Genomic DNA, 21,918 nt, shown 5'->3' on the forward strand with positions numbered 1-21,918 from the left:
CCAGCGTCAATCTATGCCGCGCGGACCCGGCCGGGTCGCTGCCGGAAGGACATCCCCCCGATGCCGGTCGCTGCCGCCATGCCCCTGTCACGGGCCCCGCTGGCACGTCCGGCGGGTGACGCGTTCAGCCGGATCTTCACCACTCTGCCGGCGCTGCTGCGGCTCACCTGCGGCCTGGTCGGCGCGGTGGTCGCGCTGTCGGTGCGTACGCCACCGGTGCGGGTGGCGCTGCTGGTCCCCGCGGTAGTCGTGCTGACCGCCTGGTCGGTCTGGTACGCGTTCCGCGCGTTCCGGCACGGCATCGGCGGCGCGCTGGTCGCCGGGGACGTGGCGCTGACCACCGCCGCCGCGCTCGCCGTCCCGTGGCTCGTCGCGCCGGAGGTGCTGCCGGGCGAGGCCAGCTGGGTCGCGGTGCTGGCCAGCTCGACAGTCATCAACGCGCAGGCCACCGCCCCGGCCCGCTGGTCCGTGCCGGCCGGCCTGCTGGTCACCGCCGCGTACGTCACCGGCACCACGCTGGCCGGCAACCCGGTCGAGGCGCGGGCGCACGCCGGGACGCTGCTGGTGCAGACCGGCAGCGCGGCGGTGATGACGGCGGTGATGCGCCGCCGGATCGCCCGTGCCGACGCCGCGTTCGCCGACTACCAGCGGCTGTCCCACGAGGCGGTGGTGGCACGCGCCGCCCGCGAGGACGAACGGCGGCAGAACCGCGACCTGCACGACACCGTCCTGGGCACGCTCACCATGGTCGGCCTCGGCGCCGTACCCGACTCGGCGACGTTGCGCGAGCGGTGCGCGGACGATCTGCGTACCCTCACCGCCCTGGCGGGCGCGCGGACCGCGACCGCGCCCGGCGAGGCCGACCTGGACGAACGGCTGCGCGAGGTGCTGGCCGGGACGCCCGGGCTCGCGGTGACCGCGACGCTCGCGCCGTGCCGGCTGCCGGCGGAGGTCGCCACGGCGCTCGCCGACAGCGCCGCCGCCGCGCTCGCGAACGTGGCCCGCCACGCGCCGGGCGCGGCCACGTCGCTGCGCCTGGCCCGCGAGGGCGGCACCGTCGTGGTCGAGGTGGTCGACGACGGCCCCGGTTTCGACCCGTCCACGGTCCCGGCCCACCGGTACGGGCTGCGCGAGTCGATCCACGGGAGGATGAGCACTGTGGGCGGTCGGGCGGTGGTGACTTCCGCCCCTGGCACCGGCACCCGGATTCGGCTGGAGTGGTCCGATGGCGAGTGAGTCGGGTACGGCCGTGACGGCCGGCTCCGCGCTGCGCCCGCTGCCCCGGCCGCGGACGGCGACGCGCTCCGCGGCGGCCACGGCCCCGCCGGAGGCGCACGCGGTGGCCGACGCGTCCGACGGCGGCGCGCGGATCGCCGCGATCGTCATCGCGGCGGCCTGGCACCTGGCGGTGGCGCTGCCGGCCGTGTTGCGGGCCGGGCCGGGGATGGCCTTCCCGGCCGTGGTGGCGACGGGCTGGCTGGTGACCGCGATGGTCGGGGCCGGGGCCGGCGTACGGCTGCTGCGCGGCGGGCTGCCGGCGGCCGGGCCGCTGGCCGCGGTGCTGCTGGTGGTCGACGCGGCGGTGGTCGCCGGTGCCGGCGACCGGTTCCTGTTCAGCACCGCCAACTGGGTGTGGGGCGGTCTCGCCTGGTTCTTCCTGCTGGTGCTCTGGCAGCGGCCGGTGCGCCGGCTGCTGGTCATGCTCGCCGCGCACGGCACGATCGCGCTGGCCGCGGTGATGCTGTACGGGGCGACCGCGCCGGCCGACCTGAGCCGGGCCGCGATGTACGTCTACGGCACCTCCACCCTGCCGGTGGCGGTCTTCGTCGGCGCGGCCGCGCTCACCGCGCAGGCCCGGAACCGGGCGGCCACCGCCGCGGCGACGCTCGCCGTGGCGGCGGAGCAGGAGGCGGCCGAGCGGGCCCGCACCGAACGGCAGGCACGGCTGGCGCTGGTCAGCGGCACCGCCGAGGAGGTGCTGGCCGAGCTGGCGGCGGGCGACGCCGACCCGGCCGACCCGGCGGTACGGCGGCGCGCGGTGCTGGCGGCGGCCCGGCTGCGCCGGCTCATCGCCGAGTCGGACGACGTGCCGGACGCGCTGCTGCACGAACTGCGCGCGGCGGCCGACCTGGCCGAACGCAACGGACTGCCGATCGACCTGGTGTCGGTCGGCACGCCGCCGGAGTTGCCGGTGGAGATCCGGCGCGGGCTGGCCGACCCGCTCACCGCGGCGCTCGCCGCCGCCGAGGGTTGGGCCCGGCTCACAGTGGTAGCAGGCCAGGACGAGGTGGTGGTCAGCCTGGTGACACCGGATCACGACGGCCCGGACGAGCCGGCGACCGGCGGGGACGGGCCGGTGGAACACCTGCACGAGCGGGACGGGGAGATCAGATGGACGCAGACCCGCTGGCGGCGGACGTGAACGCCGGAACCCCGATCGGGGTGGCGATCGTCGACGACCATCCGGTGGTGATCGACGGGGTGCGCGCCTGGCTGGCCCGCGAGCCCCGGTTGCGGGTGCTGGCCACCGGCGACGACCCGGACGAGGTGCTGCGGGCCGCGCCGGACGCCGAGGTGGTGCTGCTCGACCTGCGCCTGCACGGCCGGATGGTGCTGGACAAGCTGGCCGAGCTGAGCGCGGCCGGGCGCCGGGTGGTGGTCTACTCCGAGCACAGCGACCCGCAGACCATGCTCGCCGCGCTCGACGCCGGGGCGGTCGCGTTCCTGGCCAAGCACGAGGGCCGCGAGCACTGCGTGGCCACCGTACTGGCGGCGGCGAGCGACCGGCCGTACGTGCCCCCGGCGCTGGCCGGTGCGATGGTCGGTGACGCCCGCCCGGATCGTCCGTCCCTGTCGGACAAGGAGCGTGAGGCGCTGCTGCTGTGGTTCCAGTCGATGTCGAAGGCGTCGGTGGCGCGCCGGATGCAGATCAGTGAGCACACCGTGAAGCAGTACGTCGACCGTGCGCGGATCAAGTACACCCGAGCGGGGCGTCCGGCCGCCACGAAGGCGGCACTGCTCGCCCGGGCGATCGAGGACGGACTCGTCCGACCGGAAGATATCGGCATCTACCGGTCGCAGGCGTCGGCCGACCGGCCGACCCCCTAACAGGCGTCATGACAGTCACCCCAGGAATCGGGCAGGCTCGCCGTTACCGCCAACCGTCATCGGGAGGTCGTACCGTGCCGGAGGACGCCACACCCTTCTTCGTCGGACCGCACCGGTTCGACGCCGACGACGACCCCACCCGTCCCGTGCTCGACCGGCGCTACGAGCTGGTGCCCGAGCCGGGCGAACGTCTGCTCGGTCAGCACTGCCTGCGCGTCGCCGGGCACCTGCTCGGCCCGAGCGAGGACGTCCGCTGCTGGTCGCTGCCCGCCCCGGCGACGATCACCGTGACCGACCGCCGCCTGGCGTACGTCTGCACCGGCTCCGAACTGTCGGTGGTATCCGGGCGGGACAGCCGGGCAGGTGCCCGGCACCGGCGTCCGGCCCGGCTGTCCCGCCTGGTCAGCGGCCAGATCCGCTGGCAGTGGCCGTCCCGGCTGGAGCTGGCCGAGGTGGGCGACGGCATCGCCGAGCTGCGCATCGTCTGCGACGCGCTGCGCACCATCCGGCAGCCGGCGCTGGCGCTGACCGGGCCGGTCGGTCTGGTCGCCGGGCTGGCCCGGCAGGTACGCCGCTCGGTGGCCGGTTTCCGGCTCGCCAACGCCGACCTGGTGGACCTGTCCCCGCCGGAACGGGACGTCCTCGCCGTCCGGGTCGCCGCCTCCCCCGGCCCGACGCTCGGCACCGTGACGCTGCCGGGCTCGCTGCCGGTGGAGTTCCTGTCCCGCGACGACTACTACCGTCCGCCGGAGGCCGAGGCGTCGCCGTGGGCGTGGTCCGGCTTCCCCGCCCACGACCAGCCCGGCTCCGCCTGCTGACGCTCCCCCGCGGCGGAACCCGGCGTGGTCAGGAGGCGCTGCGGGTGCGGCGCTCGGACCGGTCCAGCTCGACCGCCTCCTCCGGGGTCGGCGCGCCGCCGCCCAGGTGGGCCGGCTGCCACCAGGTGTCGTCCGGGCCGGACGGCTTGTCCGGGTACTCCCGCTGGGCCCGGTCGACCAGCGCCGACAGGCGGGTACGCAGGTCGGCGGTCATGACGGTGGCGTCCGGGTAGGCGGACGGGTCCATCGGCTCGCCGACGATGATCGTGATCGGGGTGTGCCGGCGGGTCAGCGTGCGCGGGCGGCCCTTCGTCCACAGCCGCTGGGTGCCCCAGAGCGCGACCGGCAGCAGCGGCACGCCCGCCTCCTGCGACATCCGGGCCGCGCCGTTCTTCAGGTCCTTCACGGTGAAGGAGCGGCTGATCGTCGCCTCCGGGAAGACGCCGACCACCTCGCCCCGGCGCAGCGCGCTCACCGCGGCGGCGTACGAGCCGGCGCCGGCGGCCCGGTTGACCGGGATGTGCTTCATGCCGCGCATCAGCGGACCGGAGACCCGGTGCCGGAAGACGCTGTCCTTGGCCATGAACCGGACCAGCCGCTTGGCCGGGTGCGCGCCGTAGCCGCAGAAGATGAAGTCGAGGTAGCTCACGTGGTTGGACGCGAGCACGGCGCCGCCGGTCTGCGGCACGTGGTCGCTGCCGGACACGTCGAGGCGCAGGTCGAGAAGCCGGAACATCGTCTTCGCGGCGGTGATCACAGGGGGGTACACGAGTTCCGACATGTCGAAACTTTACCCCGAGTAGGTTACGCGACCGTAGGGCCGATCTGCCCTCGGCAGACCCGGGTCGCGCACCGGCCCGGGCCCGGCGACGATGGCGACATGACCGAACGCGCGGTGCTGCTCTGGATCCACGGCGGAGGATGGCGGGCCCGCGCCGAGGAGGACGGGACGGCGCTCGCGTCGCTCGGGCTGCGCGTGGTCCCGGCCACGTACCGGTTCTCGCACCAGGCGCGCTGGCCGGCGCAACTCGACGACGTCCGCGCCGCGGCCCGGGCCGCCCGGGCCGCGGCGGGCGGCCTGCCGCTGCTGGTGGGCGGCGACTCGGCCGGCGGGATGCTGGCGCTTCAACTCGGCCTGCGCGGGGCGGACCGGCCCGGCGACGTGGCGGGGGTGCTCGCGTACTGGGCACCCGTCGACCCGCTCGACCCGGAGCAGCGGCGCCGGCGCGCTCCCGGCGACGACCCGTGGACCGACCTGCTGGGCCGTCCGCCGACCGCGGGCGATCCGGCCACCGTCGACGCGACTGTCGCCACCCACCTCGGCTCCGGCGTACCGGTGCTGCTGGTGCAGGGGCGCGACGACGAAGCGGTGCCGGCCGCCCAGCCGGTCGAGCTGGCCGGCCGGCTGCTCGCCGCCGGGCACCCGACGCATCTCTGGCTCACGCACGGCGGTCACGCGCTCGACCTGGCCCGGCCCGACCTGCGCGCGGCCGCCGCCGCGTTCCTGGACAGCGTCCTGCCCGCCGCCGCGGGCGACTAGGTTCGAAGAATGCCCGACCTCGCCGCGATCGTCATCCACTGCCGCGACCCCTACCTGCTCGCACCGTTCTGGAGTGCGGTCACCGGGCTGCCGGTGGTCGAGGCGGACCGGGTGAAGCTCGCCGAGGGCACGCTCGCGCCGACCGAGGCGGTGCTGCTGCGCGACCCGCACGGACGGCGTCCGGACCTGTGGATCAGCCCCGCCGACGTGCTGCCGGAGCCCGGCCGGATCCACCTCGACCTGGTCGGTGACGCCGAGGAGCGGGCCGCGGTGCTGGAGGCGGGCGCGACAGTCGTGCGCGAGCTGCCGCGCTGGACCGTGCTGGCCGACCCGGAGGGCAACGAGTTCTGCCTGCTCCCCCCGAACGAGGCACACACCGCGCCGCCGCCCGGGCACTGACCCGCCGCCGGGGCGCCGGCACCTGCCCCCGGGCGCCGCCCCCGCTCAGTCGGCCAGCTCGTCGAGGTCGAGCCGGCCCCGGGCGAACGCGTCCACCCGGCCCCAGCGACCCGGGATGTCCAGCACCTCGATCCGTCCCATGCCCACCGGCAGCCGCGGGTCGACCGCCAGGTGCTTGTCGTGCGGCTCCAGCCCCAGCATGGTGCGCAGCAGCAACAGCGGCGCGCCGGTCGACCAGGCCTGCGGGCTGCACGCGGTCGGGTACTCCACCGGGAACTTGGTCAGCTCGCGCTGGTAGCCGCCGAACGCCTCCGGCAGCCGGCCGTCGAAGTAGGTGGCCGCGTCGAGGATGCCGTTGGCCACTGTGGCGGCCTCCTCGGCGAAGCCGTACCGGCGCAGGCCCCAGGCGACGAACGAGTTGTCGAACGGCCAGATCGTGCCGTTGTGGTAGCCGATCGGGTTGTAGCGGACCTCGCCCTCGGCCAGCGTCCGCACCCCCCAGCCGGACCAGAGCCGGGGACCGACGAGATGCTCGGCGATCTTCGGCGCCCGCTCGTCGTCCACGATCCCGCTCCACAGCAGGTGCCCGATGTTGGAGGTGAGCACGTCGCACTGGCGCCCGTCCGGGTCCAGCGCGAGCGCGTAGAAGCCGCGGTCGGCGACCCACCAGTCGTTGTTGAAGCGCCGCTTCAGCTCCGCCGCCTCGCGTTCCAGCTGATCGGCGTACGTGGGGTCGTCCCAGAACTCCCGGGCCATCCGGGCGGCCCGCATCTTCGCGTCGTACGCGTACCCCTGCACCTCGCAGGTCGCCCGCGGGAACGGCGGAAGCGTGCCGTCGGCGTACGAGATGGAGTCCCACGAGTCCTTCCAGCACTGGTTCTCCAGGCCGGTGTCGGTGTTGCGCCGCTCGTACCAGATGTAGCCGTTGCCGAGCAGGTCGGCGTAGTCGTCGATCCACTTCAGCGCGGCCCGGCACTCCCGTTCCAGCTCCTTGACCAGCGCGCCGTCGCCGCTCCACCGCTCGTACTCGTCGAGCAGCACCACGAACAGCGGCGTCGCGTCCACCGAGCCGTAGTACGGCGAGTGCGGCTGCTCCTCGAACGCGGCGGTCTCGCCGTACCGCATCTCGTGCAGGATCCGGCCCGGGTCCTCGTCCCGGAAGTCGTCGAACCGGGTGCCCTGCAGCGCGCCGAGGATGCGCAGCGTGGTCTTCGACATCTCCGGCGCGAACGGCAGCACCTGGAGGCAGGTGAGGATGCTGTCCCGGCCGAACATGGTCATGAACCAGGGCAGGCCGGCCGCGGGCAGCGTCTGCCCGCCGAGCGACAGCGGCGAGAAGCGCAGCGCCGCGAGGTCGACCAGGCTCCGCCGGTACGTCGCGGCGAGTTCCTCGTGCTCGCTGTTCAGCTTCGGGGCCCGGCTGATCCACTCCTCCAGGTCGTGCTGGAGCGCGAGCCGCTCGGTGCCGTGCGCGCGCAGTCCCATCCGCAGGTCCCGGCCGCCGGGGCCGATCGCGAACGTCTGCACGTCGATGACGGCGTCCCACTGCTCGTTGGGTTCCAGCCGGATGCTCCAGGCGAAGCCGCGCTGGTCGTAGCGGGCCGGCTGGTTGGCGGAGACGAGCGTCTCGCGCCGGAAGTTGCCACGCCGGTAGCCCAGGCGCAGCCGGTCCGGCTCAGCCTCGGCGTAGTGTTCGCCCTTCTTGTTCAGGATCTCGTCCTTGACCTGGAACAGGTCGGCGAAGTCGGAGCCGGCGTCCATCCGGATCTCCAGGTCGACCGCCTTCTCGTCGTGGTTGAGGATGGTCAGCGTCTCCCGGAAGCTGCCGCCGACGGCCCGCTCCCGGATGACCGACAGCTTCGCGTCGATGTAGTGCGTGGCCATGCCGGGCACCAGGAAGAACCGGGCCTCGTAGTACTGGAGGTCGTCGTAGGAGAGCGCGTTGAGCCGCTCGCCGTTGACGGTGAGCACCCACTTCGACAGGTACCGCGTGTCGAGCGAGAACAGGCCGGTCGGCTCGCTCGGCGTGGCCTCGATGTCGCCGGTGTCCTCGCACACCACGAACGTGTTGCCGTCCAGGATCCGGACGGTGTTGCCGCCGGGCATCAGGCACCCCTCCCGCTGAACGTGTGATGCGGTCCGCGGGAGTCCGGCGGGCCGGGGAAGACCCGCTCGACCTGAAGCACGAGCCGCAGGTCGCCGACGACTGTCATGTCGCCGCGCAGCAGCGCCGCGATGGCGTTCTCCTCGCCGCCGACCAGCTCGGCGAACAGGCGCGGCTCGGTGCCGACCACCGTGTCCGCCTCGCCGTCCTCCTGCCGGACCCGCAGGTTGCCCCGATCGATCTCCAGCAGCCAGTGCGTGGTGTGCGGGCCCTCGTGCAGGTCGAAGCGGAGCGTTCCGGATGTCTTGACCAGCAACGGCTCGAACCCCCGCCGGTCCAGGTCCTCGAAGAATCTCGTGGTCATGTCCACCATCCGGGCGACTCCTCCCGCGATCCGCGCCCTACCTGTCGAGGCTCCGTGTCCCCACCCGGTCCGGGGCCAACCTCGCCCGAACCGGGTGAGCGCGGCACCGTCGCGACGCGCGACGCCGGCCCTCGAACCGGGGGCCGGCGTCACCGCGGCGGACAGGTCTAGTTGTTGGGGTCGTCGGCGCTGATGTCCGCGAGCACCGACTGGGGTTCCCGCTCCACCGCCAGGTCACCCATGGAGATGAGGCCGACCAGCCGGCCGTCGTCGACCACCGGGAGGCGGCGGACCGCGTACGTGCGCATCAGGTCGGCGGCGGCCACGGCGTCGTCGTTCTGGCTGACGGTCACCACGTCCTTGCTGGTGATCTGGTTGAGCCGGGTGGCGGTGGGGTCCATGTTCTCGGCCACGCCCCGTACCGCGATGTCCCGGTCCGTCACGATCCCGACCACGTTGTCGCCGTCGGTCACCACCACGTCGCCGATGGCGCTGTCGCGCATCTCCTGCGCCGCGGCGATCAGCGTGTCGTTGCCGTCCATCGTCACCAACCGGGTCGTCATGAACTCTCCGACCGTTGTCATGGTGCTCCCCTCTCGGTGTCGGCACCGCCGTCTACCCGCCGCCACAGGCGGGGTAACGCGGGCGTCACCGCCGGTGACGCAGGCGCCGGCGCAGGTCGTAGAAGCCGTTGCTGGACAACCCGTAGAAGAGCGGCAGCAGCAGGAGCACCACCAGCGCCGCCGGCACGCTCAGCAGCACGCCCACCAGACCGGCGATGGCGTACGCGAGGACGCCGAGCAGCGCCCGGACGCGTTCGGCCTCGAAGAACCGGGCGGGGACGTGCGGCTCCAGCAGCTCCCGGTGCCGGCTCAGGTAGTGGTAGAGCCACAACCAGGTGATCGACAGGATCACGCCGACCAGCGCGTACGCGGACACCGCGACCCGCTCGTCGAAGACGTCGCCCTCCTCCACGGCCCGGGAGACGAGCGCGGTGACGAACGGAAGCAGCGCCACGCTGAACAGCACGCCGAGGTTCGCCCAGTGCAGTCCCCGGTCGGCGCAGCGCACCCGGTGGAACGTCCCCTTGTGGTTCAGCCAGTTGACCGCCACGTACAGGTAGGACGTGACGTAGGCGAGGTAGACCGGCCACTGGTCGAGCAGCGCGCGCAGCATCCCGCCCGGCGCCGTCTCGGGCACCCGCAGGTCGAGCACCAGCAGCGTGATGACGATGGCGAAGACCGCGTCGCTGAACCCGATCGCCCGGCCGGTGTCCGGGAGGATCCCGGCGTCACCGGTGTCTCCTTCGGCCGTCATCGGCACCCCCGCCCTGCCGGCGCGGGGCGGCCGGCGACGCGGGTGCATACCCGCTGCGGGGGCGTCCGTGCCGGGTGGTCCGGCACGGACGCCCGCGGGGTCAGCGCTCGGCGGCGACCAGCTCGGCGAGCTGCACGGCGTTCAGCGCCGCGCCCTTGCGCAGGTTGTCGTTGGCGCAGAACAGCGCGAGCCCGTGCTCGACTGTCTCGTCGGCCCGGATCCGGCCGACGTACGTCGGGTCCTGGCCGGCCGCCTCCAGCGGCGTCGGCACGTCGCGCAGCGCCACGCCGGGCGCGCCGTCGAGCAGCTCGCGGGCCCGGGCCGGGTCGATCGGCCGGGCGAACCGGGCGTTGATCTGCAACGAGTGGCCGGTGAAGACCGGCACCCGCACGCACGTGCCGGAGACCTTCAGGCCGGGGATCTCCAGGATCTTGCGGCTCTCGTTGCGCAGCTTCTGCTCCTCGTCGGTCTCGTCGGAGCCGTCGTCGACGATCGAGCCGGCGAGCGGGAGCACGTTGAAGGCGATCGGGCGGGCGAACGAGCGCGGCGCCGGGAACTCCACCGCCCCGCCGTCGAAGGCGAGCCCGGCGGCGTCCTCGGCCACCTTGCGGACCTGCTCGTCCAGTTCCGCCACCCCGGCCAGGCCGGCGCCGGACACCGCCTGGTAGGTGGCGACGACGAGGCTGACCAGCCCGGCCCCGTCGTGCAGCGGGCGCAGCACCGGCATGGCGGCCATCGTGGTGCAGTTCGGGTTGGCCACGATGCCCTTCGGGCGGTCCGCGATCGCGTGCGGGTTGACCTCGGCCACCACCAGCGGCACCTGCGGGTCCATCCGGAACGCCGAGGAGTTGTCGATCACCACGGCGCCGGCCTCGGCGACCCGGGGAGCCAGCTCCTTCGCGGTGCCCTTGCCCGCCGAGAAGAGCACGATGTCCAGACCGCGGTAGTCCGCGGTGGCAGCGTCCTCCACGGTGACCTCGCCGCCGCGCCAGGGCAGCGTGCGCCCGGCCGACCGGGCCGAGGCGAACAGGCGCACCTGCTCCGCCGGGAACTCGCGCTCCGCCAGCACCTGCCGCATGACGCCACCGACCTGGCCGGTGGCTCCCACAATGCCGATCCTCATGCCCGCGAGGCTACCCAGCCGGGCGGTGCGGGTGGGAAACGTTTCCCACCGCGCGGATGCGGGGCGACGGGAATCACAGGCCCGCCGCCCCGTCCGGTCACGTGTGGTCGACCACCTCGCCGAGACCGCTGGCGACCAGCTCGTCCCGGATGACCGCCGCGTCCCCCTCGATCACCATCGTCAGCGACTCGGGGTGCAGGTAGGTCGCGGCCGCGGCGGAGACGTCCTCGACTGTCGCCGCGAGCAGTTGCTCCCGCAGCCGCGCGTGGTAGTCGTCCGGCAGGTCGTGCACGACCAGCGTGCTCAGGGCCGCGGCGATGGCCCGGGGGCTCTGCAACTCGACCGAGAGCTGCCCGGCCCGCCAGGAACGCGCCACCTCCAGCTCGTCCTCGCTGACGCCGGTGAGCTGGGTACGCGAGATCTCGCCCACCGACTCGACGAGCGCCGGCGCGGTCACCGCGGTCTGCACGCCGGAGCTGACCGCGAAGCGGCCGAACCGCCGGGACGAGGCGAAGTCGCCCCGGATCCCGTACGTGTAGCCGCGCACCTCACGGATCAGATGGTTGAGCCGGGACGTGAACGCGCCGCCGAGCACGGTGCCGGCGAGCGTCATCGGCACGTGGTCGGGGTGGGCGCGGTGCGGGGACGGATGGCCGAGCCGCAGCGTGGACTGCACCGAGCCGGGCCGGTCGACCAGGATGATCCGCCGCTGCCCGGCCAGCGGCACGTCGATCGGGCCGCCGCGTTCCACCGGGCCGCCGCCGGCGCCGGCGAACGCCGTCGCGGCGAGCGCGTCCAGGTCGATCCGCTCCAGGTCACCGGCGACGACGAGCGTGCCGGGGCGGATGAACCACTCGGAGTGGAAGACGGTGACGTCGTCCACCTCCAGCGCGGCCACGCTGTCCGGGTCGCCGTAGAGCGGGCGGCCCCACCGGTGCTGCGCGCCGAACAGCTCGGCCCGCAGCACCGCGTCGGCACGCGGGCCGGGGTTGGCCCAGTCCATCCGCAGCGCGGTGGCCTCGTCGTCGCGTACGCGCAGCACGTCGGCCGGGTCGAGCCGGGGCGTACGGACCGCCTCGGCCAGCAGCTCCACGGCGGCGGTCAGCCGGTCCACCGGCACCTGCACGCTCACCTGGAACGAGTCCCAGTCGAGCCCGGTCGCCAGCTCGGTGCCGAGCGCCTCGATGGCCAGCGCGTACGCGGTGGCGTCCCGCTGCGCGGTGCCCTCCTCCAGCGCCTTGGCCAGCACCGCGCCGAGCCCCTCCTTGCCGACCGGCTCCCGGCCCGCGCCGCCGTCGAGCAGCAGCAGCGCGACGGCGAGGTTCTGCCCGGGCAGGTGCGCGGCGACCACCTGGCCGCCGGCCGCCGTACGCCGGACCACCTGCGGGAACCGGTAGGCGCGGGCGGCGCCGGGGCCGGGACGGGTGGCGATCAGCGACATCAGTTCTCCTCGGGCAGGTAGGTCAGGATCACCCGGTCGGCGGCGCCGAGCAGCTCGGCGGCCTGCTCGGCGATCTGCTCCGCGGTCACCGCGAGCCAGGCCGGCAACCGGTCGGCCGCGCGGGCCGGGTCGCCGAACTGGGTGGCGTACCGGCCGAGCGTGTCGGCCCGCCCGTCGACAGTGGACATCTGCCGCCACCACATGGTGCTCAGCAGCGCCTTGGCGCGGTCCAGCTCGGCGGCGGTCACCGGCACTGTGGCCAGCTCGTCGACCACCTCGGCCAGCCCGTCGCGCAGCCGCTCGGCGCTCACCCCGGGGCGGGCCGTGGCGGTGGCGATCAGCGGGGCGGGCGCGTGCGCCAGGTCCACCCCGTACGCGCCGACCAGGTCCGGCTGGGCGATCCGCTCACCGTCGGCGAGCCGCTGGTAGAGGCGGCTGCCCCGGCCGCTGCCGAGCACGGTGCCCAGCACCGTCGTCACGTCGTACCCCTGGGTGCCGAACGGGTGGGTGCGGTGCGCGACGTAGACGCGGGGGGCGGGCACGTCGGCGGTGACCGTCTCCACCGCCGGGCGGCCGGTGGCCGGCACCGTGCGGCCGTCCGGCGCGGCCGGGATCTCGGCGCGCGCGGCGAGGCCGCCGAAGTACTTGTCGGCGAGCGCGAACACCTCGGCGGCGGTGGTGTCGCCGACGACGGTGAGGACGGCGTTGTTCGGCGCGTAGTAGGTGCTGTGGAACTCCTGGAAGGTGGCCAGGTCGGCGGCGTTCAGGTCGGCCATCGACCCGATCGTCGCGTGGTGGTACGGGTGGCCGGGCGGGTAGAGCAGCGGCAGCAGGCGCAGCCACGCGTCGCCGTACGGCACGTTCTCGTAGCGCTGCCGCCGCTCGTTCTTCACCACCTCGCGCTGGTTGTCCAGCGTCTCCTGGGTCAGCGCCGGCACCAGACCACCCATCCGGTCGGCCTCCAGCCAGAGCGCCAGTTCCAGGTGCTCGGCCGGGACCGTCTCGAAGTAGTTGGTCCGGTCCGGGTTGGTGGTCGCGTTGAGCGAGCCGCCCGCGCCCTGGATCAGCTTCATGTGCTCGGTCTTCGCCACGTTCACCGAGCCCTCGAACATGAGGTGTTCGAAGAGGTGGGCGAAGCCGGTCTGTCCCGCCGGCTCGTGGCGTGAGCCCACGTCGTACCAGAGGTTGACCGCCACGGCCGGGGCGGTGCGGTCCTCGCTCACCACCACGCGCAGGCCGTTGTCCAGTCGGGTCGTCTCGATCGGCCAGGGGAAACCGCTGTCGGGCATGGGACGACGCTATCCGATCTCGGAGGCGGAAAGGTGACACGCGCGCCGGAGCATCGTCGCCGCGCGCCGGGGTACCCGTGCGGGCATGGCCGCCACCACACCCTCCGCCGTCGAGCGCGCCGCCGCCGCGCTGGCCCGGCTCCGGCACGCCCGGCTGCTGCACCCGGCCGGGCGCACGTTCGCCGGCGAGACCCGGGTCTGGGGTACGCCGGGACCGCCGACCGGTGTGCCGCTGCTCGACCTACCGGGCCGGTGGCCGGCCACGATCCGCCTGTCCAAGGGCGTGCCGACGCCGGGCGGCTGGCCGGACGTGCTGGGCGTGGCGGTACGGCTGCACCGCGACCCGGAGCCGCCGGTGGACCTGCTGTGGAGCTCCAGCGGCGCCGCGCCGGTGCTGCGGAACCTGCCGCTGCCCCGGCGGCGCTTCACCGGGACGTACACGTCGATCATGCCGTTCCGGGCCGGCGGACGGCGGCTGTTCCTGGCCGTGCTGGCCGACCCGGAGTCACCCGACCTGGGTCGCGGCCTGGCCGAGGCGGGCGCGGCGGTCGCCGCCGACGAGCCCCGGCTGGTGCTGGCCGTGGCCTCGGCGGTGGGCCGGTGGCGGCCGTTCGGCGAGGTACGCCTCGACGACGAGCGCGGCGCCGCCGAGGACGCCGCGCTCGCGTTCGATCCGATCGGCAACGTGCCGCCGGGGTTGCGCCTGACCGGCCCGCTGGCCCGGCTGCGGGACGACAGTTACCGGGGTTCCCGCCGGGCCCGGGGCGCCGCGCTCAGTCGGGCGGCTCGACGGGGGTGACGGTCTGCTCGGAGGTGCGGTGCTCCAGCACCGTGTCGGGGGCGGCGTTCTGGTCCGCCTCGCGGATGTCGGACTCGGCGAGGATCGCGTCGGCCTGCGCCTGCGCGTCGTCGCTGCCCGCCGCCGCCTCCTCCGGCAGCAGATGTGCTCGGGACTCGATCCGTTCCTGGTCACTGGGGTCGTGGCTCGTGGTCATGGCGATCACATACCCCGCGTTCCGCACTTCGGAACGACAGCGGGAATTCCGGCCCGTGTCGGGTACGCTGGCCGACGTGACGCGGTCGTATCGATGGTTTAGGCAGCCGGCTGGAGGAGCCGGTGACTCGACCATGAGCTGACGTCACCACCTCTTCGAGCCGGCCGGGCAGGGATTCTTTTCCCTGCCCTTTCGTATGCGAGCAGCCGGCTCGATCCCCCGGACCCGGCACGGGGGCACGGTCGGCGGAAGGAATCCCCACCGTGACCACGTCCCAGGACGCCCATCGGGTCATCGACCAGCGCATCGACCGTGTGGTGCCGCTGACCACCCCGGCCCTGCTGCACCACCACCTGCCGCTCGACACCCCGCTGGCCGAGGCCGTCGTGGCGGGCCGGCGTGCCGTCGGCCGGGTGCTGGACCGCGCCGACGACCGGTTGCTCGTCGTCGTCGGCCCCTGCTCCGTGCACGACCCGGCCGCCGCCCTGGAGTACGCGGGCCGGCTGCGCGAGGCCGCCGCCCGGGTCGCCGACGACCTGCTCGTGGTGATGCGTGTCTACTTCGAGAAGCCGCGCTCGACGGTGGGCTGGAAGGGCCTGATCAACGACCCGGCGCTGGACGGCTCCGGCGACGTGAACACGGGCCTGCGTACCGCGCGGGCGCTCCTGCTCGACGTGCTGCGGCTGGGCCTGCCGGTGGGCTGCGAGTTCCTCGACCCGATCACCCCGCAGTACATCGCCGACACGGTGGCCTGGGGCGCGATCGGCGCGCGGACGGTGGAGAGCCAGGTGCACCGGCAGCTCGCCTCCGGGCTGTCCATGCCGATCGGCATGAAGAACCGCCCGGACGGCAGCATCGCCACCGCCGTGGACGCGATCCGGGCCGCCGGGGTGCCGCACGTCTTCCCCGGCATCGACGTCTCGGGCACCCCGGCGATCATGCACACCCGGGGCAACGCGGACGGGCACCTGGTGCTGCGCGGCGGGGGCGGCCGGCCCAACTACGACGCGGAGTCGGTGGCCGGGGCGCTGGAGCTGCTGCGGGCGGCGGGCCTGCCGGAGCGGGTGGTGGTCGACGCCAGCCACGCCAACAGCGGCAAGGACCACCGCAACCAGCCGCTGGTCGCCGCAGACGTGGCCGCGCAGCTCGCGGCCGGTCAGCGCGGCATCGTCGGCATCATGCTGGAGAGCTTCCTGGTGCCCGGCCGGCAGGACCTGGACCCGACCCGGGAGCTGGCGTACGGCCAGTCGGTCACCGACGCCTGCATCGGCTGGGACAGCACCGCCGAGGTGCTGGAGCACCTGGCCCAGGCCGTCCGGGCCCGCCGGGCCACGCTCCCGGCACCGGCCTGAGCGGGGTTGGGGCGAGTTTGACCGGTTCGGTGCCGGGTAGGTGGTCGGCGTGACCGATGACGCGCCCGTGACCGAGCAGCCCGACACCAGGCCGCTCGACGACCTGCTCGACGACATCTACCACGGCCAGGAGCGGATCACCCAGGCGGACATCTACCGCCGGGCGGTGGCCGCCGAACTCCCCGCGGAGCTGCTCACCCGGATCGCCGCGCTCCCCCAGGGCGAGTACGCGGCGGACGAGGCGGCCGATCTGCTGGGCGGCACGGTCGCCTGAGCCCCCGGAAGACCGAGAGGACGCGACATGACCGACCGCAACCCCGACCACGAGCACCTGGCGGCGCTCGGCCAGCCCCCGGAGGGCGTCGACACGCTGCCGGAGCCGGACTTCGCCAACGAGCACGACCGCACCGCTGTGGACCGGGACGTCGTCACCGGGGAGGACGAGGACGAGCGGGAGCCGGAGGCGTCGCGCGGCTGGGCCGGCGAGGACCACGGCACCACCCCCACCTGACGGGTGGGAGACACGGGAAAGGGGGCCGGCTCGCGCCGGCCCCCTTTCCGTGTCCACGGGTCACGACTCGTGGCGTCCGCCCTCGGCCGCCTGCTGGGCGACCGCGTACCCCATCTGGAGGAAGTCGGAGGCGGCCACGGCGGTCAGCGCGGTGGCGACCAGCCGGGTCAGCCGGGGCGCCAGCACCAGGCCACCGGTGAGCCCGGTGGCCACCCAGACCGCCAGGCAGAACGGGCAGCTCACCAGCTCGCCGAGCGCGTGCCGGGTCGGGCTGCCCTCGTCGCGGACCTGCTCCATCACCTCGCCGCTGCCGATCGGGTGGTCGTAGCGGGTGAACGGCGCGCGCAGCGGGCTGGTGATCGCGTCCTTGGACAGCAGCCGGCTGAGCTTGTGCGTGGCGATCGAGAGCAGCACCACGTCCGCGGGCGTGGGCCGCTCGGGCACCGGCCGGCCGGTCGCCCGGACCAGGCCCACGAGCGCGGCTGTCACACCGGCGTACGTGCCCATCGCCTTCAGGTAGCCCTCCAGCGGCCGATGCTCGTGCGGCGCGTACGCCTGGCGCAGGCGCGCCACCTTCTGCTTCAGGCCACTCCCGGTCAACCCGGCCTCCTCGTGCTCGTCGTGCGGGCCGGGCTCAGCCGGCGGTCAGGTTGTCGGCCACCTCGCGGTCGAGGTTGGCCAGGATCTCGTCGGCCAGGTCGTGGTCCGGCCCGGCCAGGTCCAGCCGCACCCGCGCGCCGCCCGCGTCGGCCGGCTCCACGTCGATCTCGGCGGACCAGTCCGCGGCGCTCCACCGGGCCCGCATGTCGTCGGCGTCGACGACCTCCACCCGGCAGGCGCCGGAGCTGCGCAGTCGCTCGGGCAGCCAGGCCGACGAGCGGTCCGGGTCGGTCGCGGTGTTGAACACCACCTCCGGCGGCGCGGACATGCCGCGCTCGGCGTGGCTGGCCATCAGGCGTCCCGCAGCCGGCTCGGGTCGACCTCCCGGCCGGGGTGCCGGGCCAGGTACTCCGTCTCCAGTTCGGCGGTGCGCCGCAGGTGGTTGGCGAGCGCCGAGTCGGTGGCGTGCCGCAGCGTGTCCAGCCGGGTGCGGTGCAGGCTCTGCATCTCCCGGATCAGGTCCTCGTCGCCCAGCTCCGTGGGGTCCACCCCGAGCTGCTCGCCGTCGGCGTCGACGGTGCGGGCGTGGTCGCCGTCCCATTCCGCGACCCGCTGTTCCGGGCTCGCGTCCCGGCGTACCGATTCGGTCATCGTCGCCCCCTCGTCTCGTTCGGGTTGGCACCTGTTCGGATGCCCAGCGCGCGTGCCACCAAACCCCGCCCGTCCTACGACGCCGTGTCGGAGACGCCCCGGCGGCCCCGGTACTCTCGTGGGCATGGAACGGCTCTGGACACCGGCGTGGATCGTCCGCCACGTGGCCATGGTCGTGCTGGTGGCGGGTTGCCTCGGCATGGGCTGGTGGCAGGTCACCCGCGCCGCCGGGGGGAACGCGATCAGCTTCGGTTACGCGATCGAGTGGCCGGTCTTCGCCGCCTTCGTGGTCTTCGTCTGGTGGCGTGAGGTCCGCCAGACGCTGCGCGCCGCCGACCCGGCGCCGGCGGAGGACACCGCGCCGTCGGCCGGTCCCGCGCCGTCGGTGACCGCCGGCACCCCTGCGGTACGCCGGCCGGTGCGCGTCGTGCGGGTGCCGGCCGCGCCGGCCGACGGGGCGGACGACGCCGAGCTGGCCGCGTACAACCGCTACCTATCCTGGTTGAACGCCAATCCGGGCGCCCGGCCCGGCGACTATCCCGGCTGAGGCCGGTGCGGAAGGACGGACGACGGTGGGCGGAGCCTTTACCCGGTACCGCGTGATCGCCTGGATCGTGGGCGTGGCGCTCGTGGTGCTGGTCCTGATCGGCATGCCGCTGAAGTACGGCTTCGACAACCCGAGCGTGGTGGGCGTGGTCGGCGTGGCGCACGGCTGGCTGTACATGCTCTATCTGGCGCTCACGTTCGACCTGTCGCGCCGGGCGAACTGGCCGCTGAAGCGGATGCTGCTGGTGATGCTCGCCGGCACCGTGCCGTTCGTCTCGTTCTACGCCGAGCGGCGGGTGAGCCACTGGGTGGCCGCCGAGAGCCGCCAGCGTACGCCGGAGCCGGTCGCGGGCTGACCGCCGCTCACCGGGCCGGCCGCCACGGCTCGGCCGCCGGCGGGTCGGCCCAGCCGCCCAGGCGCGCCGCCTCGCGGGCCCGCGCCAGCGCGCGGGCGACCTGGCCGAACTGCCGCTCGTCGTCGCTGCTGAACAGCAGCACCTCGGTGCCCCGCACCCGTCCCCACAGCTCGTGCGCCGGGGGCCGCACGCGGTCGCCGATCAGCACGAGCAGCAGCGGCACCACCCCGACCGCGCCGAGCATGAGGTACGCCCCGGCGGTGAGCCGGTGCAGGCCGCCGGTGAAGCCGAGCAGCAGGCCGACCGCGGCGATCATCGCGGCGGACACGGCGACGGCCCGGATCGCGAGCCGGTCGTGCGGTCCACGGTCGGTCCGGAGCTGGGTGATCTCGGCAACCGGCCAGGTGTTGCGGCCGACGGTGAAGCGCTCGGCGGTGACGACGATGCCGGGCCGGGCGTAGAGCAGCCTGGGTCCGGCCGGTCGCGGCGAGCGGGGCGGCTGGGTGGCGGAGCGGTCGGTCTGCACGGCGGCCTCCCGGGAGCAGGGATCCCGTGGTGGGATTTCCCGTCCGGGCTCCATTGTGTTGGCCTCGCGCCACCTGACCTCGGGGTTTCGGCTGTCGCAGGGTTGACCGGCCCGGCCCTGCCCGCCGGAAACAGAGAACGATTTCCGTCTTTGTCATGACTTCGCCTGGCGTTGCCTGGCGACATCCGTCCAGAACGACGAATCGGGCGAGTCGCCTCATCCACCCACCGGATCCCCCTCATCACTTTCCGCCACTTTGCCAACTTTCGCCCCTGCTTGAACTCCCGGCTACTGCGATCACGGGTTAGGTTGTCCAGGTCGGCCCGGTCGACAGCCGCCCACCCGGACGGCCCCGGGCCGGTGTCGCCGGGTCGCGAACGCGCCCGGCGACCGGTGGGAGAGGAGCTTTCCGCTCTTGTCGTCCTTACGGATGCTGCTCCGCTCGCTGGCGGTGGCCGGCCTCTCGGCCGCACTGCTCGCCCCGGCGCAGGTGGCCCGGGCCGAGCCCACACCCGCCGAGCTGACGAAGCAGATCGAGAAGTCCTCGACTGAGCTGGAGCGAATCGTCGAGTCCTACAACAAGCTCAACGAGGACATCAAGGCCAACAAGGCCACCGCGGCCAAGTTGGAGGCCCGGATCGGGCCGCTGCAGGAACAGGCCGAACGCAGCCGCGCCGACGTGGGCGTGCTGGCCGCGACGGCGTACAAGACCGGCGGCATGCGCACCGCGGCGGCCCTGCTGGACCCGGGCGGCCAGGCCACGCTGCCGGAGCGGCTGGGCACGCTCGACCAGCTAACCCGCCAGCGGCAGCGCACCATCAACAGCTTCACGGCCGACCAGCAGCGGCTGATCGACCAGAAGACCGCGCTGGACGTCACGCTCGCCCGGGAGGCGGCGCAGGCCAAGCAGCTCAAGTCCGCGAAGACGCGGATCGAGGCGGACCTGTCCGACCTCTACGAGATGCGGCGCAAGGCGTACGGGCGGGCCAACGAGGCGCCCGGCAACCCCAGTTCGGCGGGCAAGCCGCCGGCCGTCTCCGGTGACGCCGGCACTGTGGTGCGGTTCGCCTACGGCGCCGTCGGCAAGCCCTACGGCTACGGCCAGGACGGCCCCGGCAGCTACGACTGCTCCGGCCTGACGCTTGCGGCGTGGCGGACGGTCGGCAAGTCGCTGCCGCACAGCGCGGCCCGGCAGTGGAGCGCCACCACCCGGATCAGCCGTAGCGAGCTGCAACCCGGTGACCTGGTGTTCTACTCCGGGCTCGGGCACGTGGCGCTCTACGTCGGCAACGGCCAGATCATCGACGCGCCCAGCGCCGGGCGCAACGTCAGCAAGCGCGGCATGAACATCATGTCGATCGCCGGCTACGGCCGGGTCTGAGCACCGCGAAGACGGCGAACGGCCGGCGTCCCCCTGTCGGACGCCGGCCGTTCGCCGTTCATTGTTACCAGGTCAGGCCGCCTGGAGCCCTTCCGCGCGAGCCAGCTCACGCAGCCGGCCCAGTGCCTGGATCTCCAGCTGGCGGATGCGCTCGCGGGACAGCGAGAACCGCGACGCGACCTCGGTCAGCGAGTGCTCCCGCCCGTCCTCCAGGCCGTACCGGGCCCGCATGATGCCGGCGGAACGGTCGTCGAGGTGGTTGAGCAGACCCTCGATCCGCTGCCGCTCCAGGCCGGTGAGCACGATCTCCTCCGGCGACGGCGCGTCGCTGTCGGCGACCAGGTCGCCGAGGTTGGTGTCGCCGTCGTCGCCCACCGGGGTGTCCAGCGAGACGGTGTCCTGCGACCAGCGGACCAGCTCGTTGACCCGCTCGACGGTCACGCCGAGCGCGGCCGCGATCTGCTCCGGCTCCGGGTCGCCGCCCAGCTCACGGGTGAGCTGCCGGGCCACGTTGCGCATCCGGTTGACGTCCTCGACCAGGTGCACGGGCAGCCGTACGGTCCGCTCCTGCTGGGCGATCGCCCGGCTGATCGCCTGGCGGATCCACCAGGTCGCGTAGGTGGAGAACTTGAAGCCCCGCTCGTAGTCGAACTTCTCGACCGCCCGGACCAGGCCGGTGTTGCCCTCCTGGATCAGGTCCAGCATGGGCATCCCGGAGCGCACGTAGCGCCGGGCGATCGACACGACCAGCCGCAGGTTCGCGCGGATGAACAGGTCCTTCGCGCGCTCACCCTCGACGACCAGCCGCTCCAGGTCCTCCCGGTCGACGCCGTCGGGGATCCGATCCTCGTCGAGCAGGTGCTCGGCGTAGAGGCCCGCCTCGATCGCCTTGGAGAGGTCGACCTCCCGGGCGGCGTCGAGCAGCGGCGTCCGGGAGATCTCGTGCAGGTAGACGCCGACCAGGTCCCGCTCCTCGGCGACCTCGTCGGTACGCATGCCGATGTTCTTGTCCACGATTGCCACGGTCCCCTCGCTAGCGCCGGTTGCCCGGTTCCTTGCCATCCCCACGTTCATCAGCCCTCCCCGTAACCTCCGCTGTGCCCGTAGGTGCTGACACCTACACAACAGATGCGACGCGTCGGGGATTCCATGTCGTGAGTCGAAACTGTCACGAATGCCTGAGTAGTAGCTGAGAGCCCGGTCCATGTTTCCTGTTACCGGCCCGGTTCGGGCGGCTCGCGGGCGCCGATTTCGGCGCGCACCGGAGCTGCGAAATCGCCGTTCGCCCATGGAATGGCACCATTGCCTGTTCCATGAACACAGCGAGCCGCGTCACCGAGTCGTTGCGATCCTGGTCACTGCGAGATACGCGCCTGGGGACCGGTCGGTTCAGCCATGCTCAAGGATTACCCTCCGCCTCGTTGAACAATCCGTGCGGGAGGAGTCGTCCCCCTCCCGCACGGATAGTTCAACGAGGCGGAGGGTAATCCTTGAGCA

The 21,918-nt window shown here is 73.7% G+C and carries 27 protein-coding genes; 13 read left to right on the forward strand and 14 right to left on the reverse strand.

Annotation, left to right across the window (positions count from 1 at the left end; all coding sequences use genetic code 11):
- Positions 1-60: 60 nt before the first annotated feature.
- From EAD96_RS10985 to EAD96_RS11000, 4 genes are all read left to right on the forward strand, one after another.
- Positions 61-1,236: an ATP-binding protein gene (locus EAD96_RS10985; protein ID WP_121684190.1), complete on the forward strand. Its 1,176-nt coding sequence runs from the start codon at positions 61-63 to the stop codon at positions 1,234-1,236.
- Complete coding sequence (locus tag EAD96_RS10990) at positions 1,226-2,422, forward strand: hypothetical protein (protein ID WP_121684191.1); 1,197 nt, start codon at positions 1,226-1,228, stop codon at positions 2,420-2,422. Before EAD96_RS10985 ends, EAD96_RS10990 begins: the two co-directional genes overlap by 11 nt.
- Positions 2,392-3,108, forward strand: coding sequence for a response regulator transcription factor (locus EAD96_RS10995; protein ID WP_013475435.1), 717 nt, complete (start codon positions 2,392-2,394; stop codon positions 3,106-3,108). The genes EAD96_RS10990 and EAD96_RS10995 overlap by 31 nt, the downstream gene beginning before the upstream one ends.
- Before the next feature lie 74 nt (positions 3,109-3,182).
- Entirely contained in the window at positions 3,183-3,926 is a 744-nt protein-coding gene (locus EAD96_RS11000) for a hypothetical protein (protein WP_120573506.1), read from the forward strand.
- Between the two features lie 28 nt (positions 3,927-3,954).
- Here the strand turns inward: EAD96_RS11000 and EAD96_RS11005 are convergent, their stop codons facing one another.
- Positions 3,955-4,707: a 1-acyl-sn-glycerol-3-phosphate acyltransferase gene (locus tag EAD96_RS11005; RefSeq protein WP_120573505.1), complete on the reverse strand. Its 753-nt coding sequence runs from the start codon at positions 4,705-4,707 to the stop codon at positions 3,955-3,957.
- A gap of 99 nt (positions 4,708-4,806) precedes the next feature.
- On the opposite strand from EAD96_RS11005, the gene EAD96_RS11010 reads away from it, so the two are divergent.
- Positions 4,807-5,466 (forward strand): alpha/beta hydrolase, encoded by a 660-nt coding sequence (locus EAD96_RS11010; protein ID WP_121684192.1) that lies wholly within the window; start codon positions 4,807-4,809, stop codon positions 5,464-5,466.
- 9 nt (positions 5,467-5,475) lie between these two features.
- A complete protein-coding gene (locus EAD96_RS11015; RefSeq protein WP_047890580.1) occupies positions 5,476-5,865 on the forward strand; it encodes a VOC family protein in 390 nt (129 codons plus the stop codon).
- Between the two features lie 45 nt (positions 5,866-5,910).
- Here EAD96_RS11015 and EAD96_RS11020 read toward each other — a convergent pair whose 3' ends face one another.
- The 7 genes from EAD96_RS11020 to EAD96_RS11050 form a co-directional block, all read right to left on the reverse strand.
- Positions 5,911-7,971 carry a glycogen debranching N-terminal domain-containing protein gene (locus tag EAD96_RS11020; RefSeq protein ID WP_120573502.1) on the reverse strand — a complete coding sequence of 687 codons (2,061 nt, stop codon included), beginning with the start codon at positions 7,969-7,971 and terminating at the stop codon, positions 5,911-5,913.
- On the reverse strand, positions 7,971-8,342 hold the full coding sequence (locus tag EAD96_RS11025; protein ID WP_091422977.1) for an SCP2 sterol-binding domain-containing protein: 372 nt from the start codon (positions 8,340-8,342) through the stop codon (positions 7,971-7,973). Before EAD96_RS11025 ends, EAD96_RS11020 begins: the two co-directional genes overlap by 1 nt.
- Positions 8,343-8,500: 158 nt before the next feature.
- On the reverse strand, positions 8,501-8,917 hold the full coding sequence (locus EAD96_RS11030; protein WP_013475429.1) for a CBS domain-containing protein: 417 nt from the start codon (positions 8,915-8,917) through the stop codon (positions 8,501-8,503).
- 64 nt (positions 8,918-8,981) lie between these two features.
- Positions 8,982-9,650: a TMEM175 family protein gene (locus EAD96_RS11035; RefSeq protein WP_047890577.1), complete on the reverse strand. Its 669-nt coding sequence runs from the start codon at positions 9,648-9,650 to the stop codon at positions 8,982-8,984.
- Between the two features lie 100 nt (positions 9,651-9,750).
- Positions 9,751-10,773 carry an aspartate-semialdehyde dehydrogenase gene (locus EAD96_RS11040; protein WP_121684193.1) on the reverse strand — a complete coding sequence of 341 codons (1,023 nt, stop codon included), beginning with the start codon at positions 10,771-10,773 and terminating at the stop codon, positions 9,751-9,753.
- Between the two features lie 97 nt (positions 10,774-10,870).
- Positions 10,871-12,214, reverse strand: a complete 1,344-nt coding sequence (locus tag EAD96_RS11045; RefSeq protein ID WP_013475426.1) for a pitrilysin family protein — start codon at positions 12,212-12,214, stop codon at positions 10,871-10,873.
- Positions 12,214-13,503: a pitrilysin family protein gene (locus tag EAD96_RS11050; RefSeq protein ID WP_121684194.1), complete on the reverse strand. Its 1,290-nt coding sequence runs from the start codon at positions 13,501-13,503 to the stop codon at positions 12,214-12,216. Before EAD96_RS11050 ends, EAD96_RS11045 begins: the two co-directional genes overlap by 1 nt.
- Positions 13,504-13,588: 85 nt before the next feature.
- Here EAD96_RS11050 and EAD96_RS11055 point away from each other — a divergent pair, with 85 nt between their 5' ends.
- A complete protein-coding gene (locus tag EAD96_RS11055; RefSeq protein ID WP_121684195.1) occupies positions 13,589-14,302 on the forward strand; it encodes a phosphodiesterase in 714 nt (237 codons plus the stop codon).
- On the opposite strand, the gene EAD96_RS11060 is transcribed toward EAD96_RS11055, so the two are convergent.
- Positions 14,277-14,498: a hypothetical protein gene (locus EAD96_RS11060; protein ID WP_114921124.1), complete on the reverse strand. Its 222-nt coding sequence runs from the start codon at positions 14,496-14,498 to the stop codon at positions 14,277-14,279. The two genes, EAD96_RS11055 and EAD96_RS11060, sit on opposite strands and share 26 nt — an antisense overlap.
- 254 nt (positions 14,499-14,752) lie before the next feature.
- Here EAD96_RS11060 and EAD96_RS11065 point away from each other — a divergent pair, with 254 nt between their 5' ends.
- The 3 genes from EAD96_RS11065 to EAD96_RS11075 are packed head-to-tail and all read left to right on the forward strand — an operon-like array spanning position 14,753 to position 16,361.
- A complete protein-coding gene (locus EAD96_RS11065) occupies positions 14,753-15,850 on the forward strand; it encodes a 3-deoxy-7-phosphoheptulonate synthase (protein WP_121684196.1) in 1,098 nt (365 codons plus the stop codon).
- Positions 15,851-15,899: 49 nt separating this feature from the next.
- The gene (locus EAD96_RS11070) at positions 15,900-16,124 is read left to right on the forward strand and encodes a hypothetical protein (protein WP_013288143.1); all 225 of its coding nucleotides are present in this window, start codon (positions 15,900-15,902) and stop codon (positions 16,122-16,124) included.
- 27 nt (positions 16,125-16,151) lie between these two features.
- Entirely contained in the window at positions 16,152-16,361 is a 210-nt protein-coding gene (locus EAD96_RS11075; RefSeq protein ID WP_030502248.1) for a hypothetical protein, read from the forward strand.
- 60 nt (positions 16,362-16,421) lie between these two features.
- On the opposite strand, the gene EAD96_RS11080 is transcribed toward EAD96_RS11075, so the two are convergent.
- Genes EAD96_RS11080 through EAD96_RS11090 form a run of 3 tightly spaced genes read right to left on the reverse strand, consistent with a single transcriptional unit; the run spans position 16,422 to position 17,612 of the window.
- A complete protein-coding gene (locus EAD96_RS11080) occupies positions 16,422-16,961 on the reverse strand; it encodes a DUF1360 domain-containing protein (protein WP_120573497.1) in 540 nt (179 codons plus the stop codon).
- Positions 16,962-16,995: 34 nt separating this feature from the next.
- A complete protein-coding gene (locus EAD96_RS11085; RefSeq protein WP_120573496.1) occupies positions 16,996-17,313 on the reverse strand; it encodes a hypothetical protein in 318 nt (105 codons plus the stop codon).
- Positions 17,313-17,612, reverse strand: coding sequence for a DUF6158 family protein (locus EAD96_RS11090; RefSeq protein ID WP_047890574.1), 300 nt, complete (start codon positions 17,610-17,612; stop codon positions 17,313-17,315). Before EAD96_RS11090 ends, EAD96_RS11085 begins: the two co-directional genes overlap by 1 nt.
- A gap of 124 nt (positions 17,613-17,736) precedes the next feature.
- On the opposite strand from EAD96_RS11090, the gene EAD96_RS11095 reads away from it, so the two are divergent.
- Both EAD96_RS11095 and EAD96_RS11100 read left to right on the forward strand, forming a co-directional pair.
- Complete coding sequence (locus EAD96_RS11095) at positions 17,737-18,159, forward strand: hypothetical protein (RefSeq protein ID WP_120573495.1); 423 nt, start codon at positions 17,737-17,739, stop codon at positions 18,157-18,159.
- Positions 18,160-18,184: 25 nt separating this feature from the next.
- Positions 18,185-18,514, forward strand: a complete 330-nt coding sequence (locus tag EAD96_RS11100) for a DUF3817 domain-containing protein (RefSeq protein ID WP_120573494.1) — start codon at positions 18,185-18,187, stop codon at positions 18,512-18,514.
- 7 nt (positions 18,515-18,521) lie between these two features.
- On the opposite strand, the gene EAD96_RS11105 is transcribed toward EAD96_RS11100, so the two are convergent.
- Complete coding sequence (locus EAD96_RS11105) at positions 18,522-19,040, reverse strand: DUF6232 family protein (RefSeq protein ID WP_120573493.1); 519 nt, start codon at positions 19,038-19,040, stop codon at positions 18,522-18,524.
- Positions 19,041-19,455: 415 nt separating this feature from the next.
- Between EAD96_RS11105 and EAD96_RS11110 the strand changes: the two genes are divergently transcribed.
- Positions 19,456-20,421 carry a C40 family peptidase gene (locus tag EAD96_RS11110; RefSeq protein ID WP_121684197.1) on the forward strand — a complete coding sequence of 322 codons (966 nt, stop codon included), beginning with the start codon at positions 19,456-19,458 and terminating at the stop codon, positions 20,419-20,421.
- A 72-nt stretch (positions 20,422-20,493) separates the two neighbouring features.
- Here EAD96_RS11110 and EAD96_RS11115 read toward each other — a convergent pair whose 3' ends face one another.
- Positions 20,494-21,483 carry an RNA polymerase sigma factor RpoD/SigA gene (locus tag EAD96_RS11115; RefSeq protein ID WP_199733135.1) on the reverse strand — a complete coding sequence of 330 codons (990 nt, stop codon included), beginning with the start codon at positions 21,481-21,483 and terminating at the stop codon, positions 20,494-20,496.
- Between the last annotated feature and the right edge of the window lie 435 nt (positions 21,484-21,918).

The organism is Micromonospora sp. BL1 (assembly GCF_003667485.1).
GTDB lineage: Bacteria > Actinomycetota > Actinomycetes > Mycobacteriales > Micromonosporaceae > Micromonospora > Micromonospora tulbaghiae.

What these genes read in the sequence shown, in the direction of transcription:
- EAD96_RS10985 (WP_121684190.1), top strand. Translation starts at nt 61, where the DNA reads ATGCCGGTCGCTGCCGCCATGCCCCTGTCACGGGCCCCGCTGGCACGT.
- EAD96_RS10990 (WP_121684191.1), top strand. Translation starts at nt 1,226, where the DNA reads ATGGCGAGTGAGTCGGGTACGGCCGTGACGGCCGGCTCCGCGCTGCGC.
- EAD96_RS10995 (WP_013475435.1), top strand. Translation starts at nt 2,392, where the DNA reads ATGGACGCAGACCCGCTGGCGGCGGACGTGAACGCCGGAACCCCGATC.
- EAD96_RS11005 (WP_120573505.1), bottom strand. Translation starts at nt 4,707, where the DNA reads ATGTCGGAACTCGTGTACCCCCCTGTGATCACCGCCGCGAAGACGATG.
- EAD96_RS11010 (WP_121684192.1), top strand. Translation starts at nt 4,807, where the DNA reads ATGACCGAACGCGCGGTGCTGCTCTGGATCCACGGCGGAGGATGGCGG.
- EAD96_RS11015 (WP_047890580.1), top strand. Translation starts at nt 5,476, where the DNA reads ATGCCCGACCTCGCCGCGATCGTCATCCACTGCCGCGACCCCTACCTG.
- EAD96_RS11020 (WP_120573502.1), bottom strand. Translation starts at nt 7,971, where the DNA reads ATGCCCGGCGGCAACACCGTCCGGATCCTGGACGGCAACACGTTCGTG.
- EAD96_RS11025 (WP_091422977.1), bottom strand. Translation starts at nt 8,342, where the DNA reads ATGGTGGACATGACCACGAGATTCTTCGAGGACCTGGACCGGCGGGGG.
- EAD96_RS11030 (WP_013475429.1), bottom strand. Translation starts at nt 8,917, where the DNA reads ATGACAACGGTCGGAGAGTTCATGACGACCCGGTTGGTGACGATGGAC.
- EAD96_RS11035 (WP_047890577.1), bottom strand. Translation starts at nt 9,650, where the DNA reads ATGACGGCCGAAGGAGACACCGGTGACGCCGGGATCCTCCCGGACACC.
- EAD96_RS11040 (WP_121684193.1), bottom strand. Translation starts at nt 10,773, where the DNA reads ATGAGGATCGGCATTGTGGGAGCCACCGGCCAGGTCGGTGGCGTCATG.
- EAD96_RS11045 (WP_013475426.1), bottom strand. Translation starts at nt 12,214, where the DNA reads ATGTCGCTGATCGCCACCCGTCCCGGCCCCGGCGCCGCCCGCGCCTAC.
- EAD96_RS11050 (WP_121684194.1), bottom strand. Translation starts at nt 13,503, where the DNA reads ATGCCCGACAGCGGTTTCCCCTGGCCGATCGAGACGACCCGACTGGAC.
- EAD96_RS11055 (WP_121684195.1), top strand. Translation starts at nt 13,589, where the DNA reads ATGGCCGCCACCACACCCTCCGCCGTCGAGCGCGCCGCCGCCGCGCTG.
- EAD96_RS11060 (WP_114921124.1), bottom strand. Translation starts at nt 14,498, where the DNA reads ATGACCACGAGCCACGACCCCAGTGACCAGGAACGGATCGAGTCCCGA.
- EAD96_RS11075 (WP_030502248.1), top strand. Translation starts at nt 16,152, where the DNA reads ATGACCGACCGCAACCCCGACCACGAGCACCTGGCGGCGCTCGGCCAG.
- EAD96_RS11085 (WP_120573496.1), bottom strand. Translation starts at nt 17,313, where the DNA reads ATGGCCAGCCACGCCGAGCGCGGCATGTCCGCGCCGCCGGAGGTGGTG.
- EAD96_RS11090 (WP_047890574.1), bottom strand. Translation starts at nt 17,612, where the DNA reads ATGACCGAATCGGTACGCCGGGACGCGAGCCCGGAACAGCGGGTCGCG.
- EAD96_RS11095 (WP_120573495.1), top strand. Translation starts at nt 17,737, where the DNA reads ATGGAACGGCTCTGGACACCGGCGTGGATCGTCCGCCACGTGGCCATG.
- EAD96_RS11115 (WP_199733135.1), bottom strand. Translation starts at nt 21,483, where the DNA reads ATGGCAAGGAACCGGGCAACCGGCGCTAGCGAGGGGACCGTGGCAATC.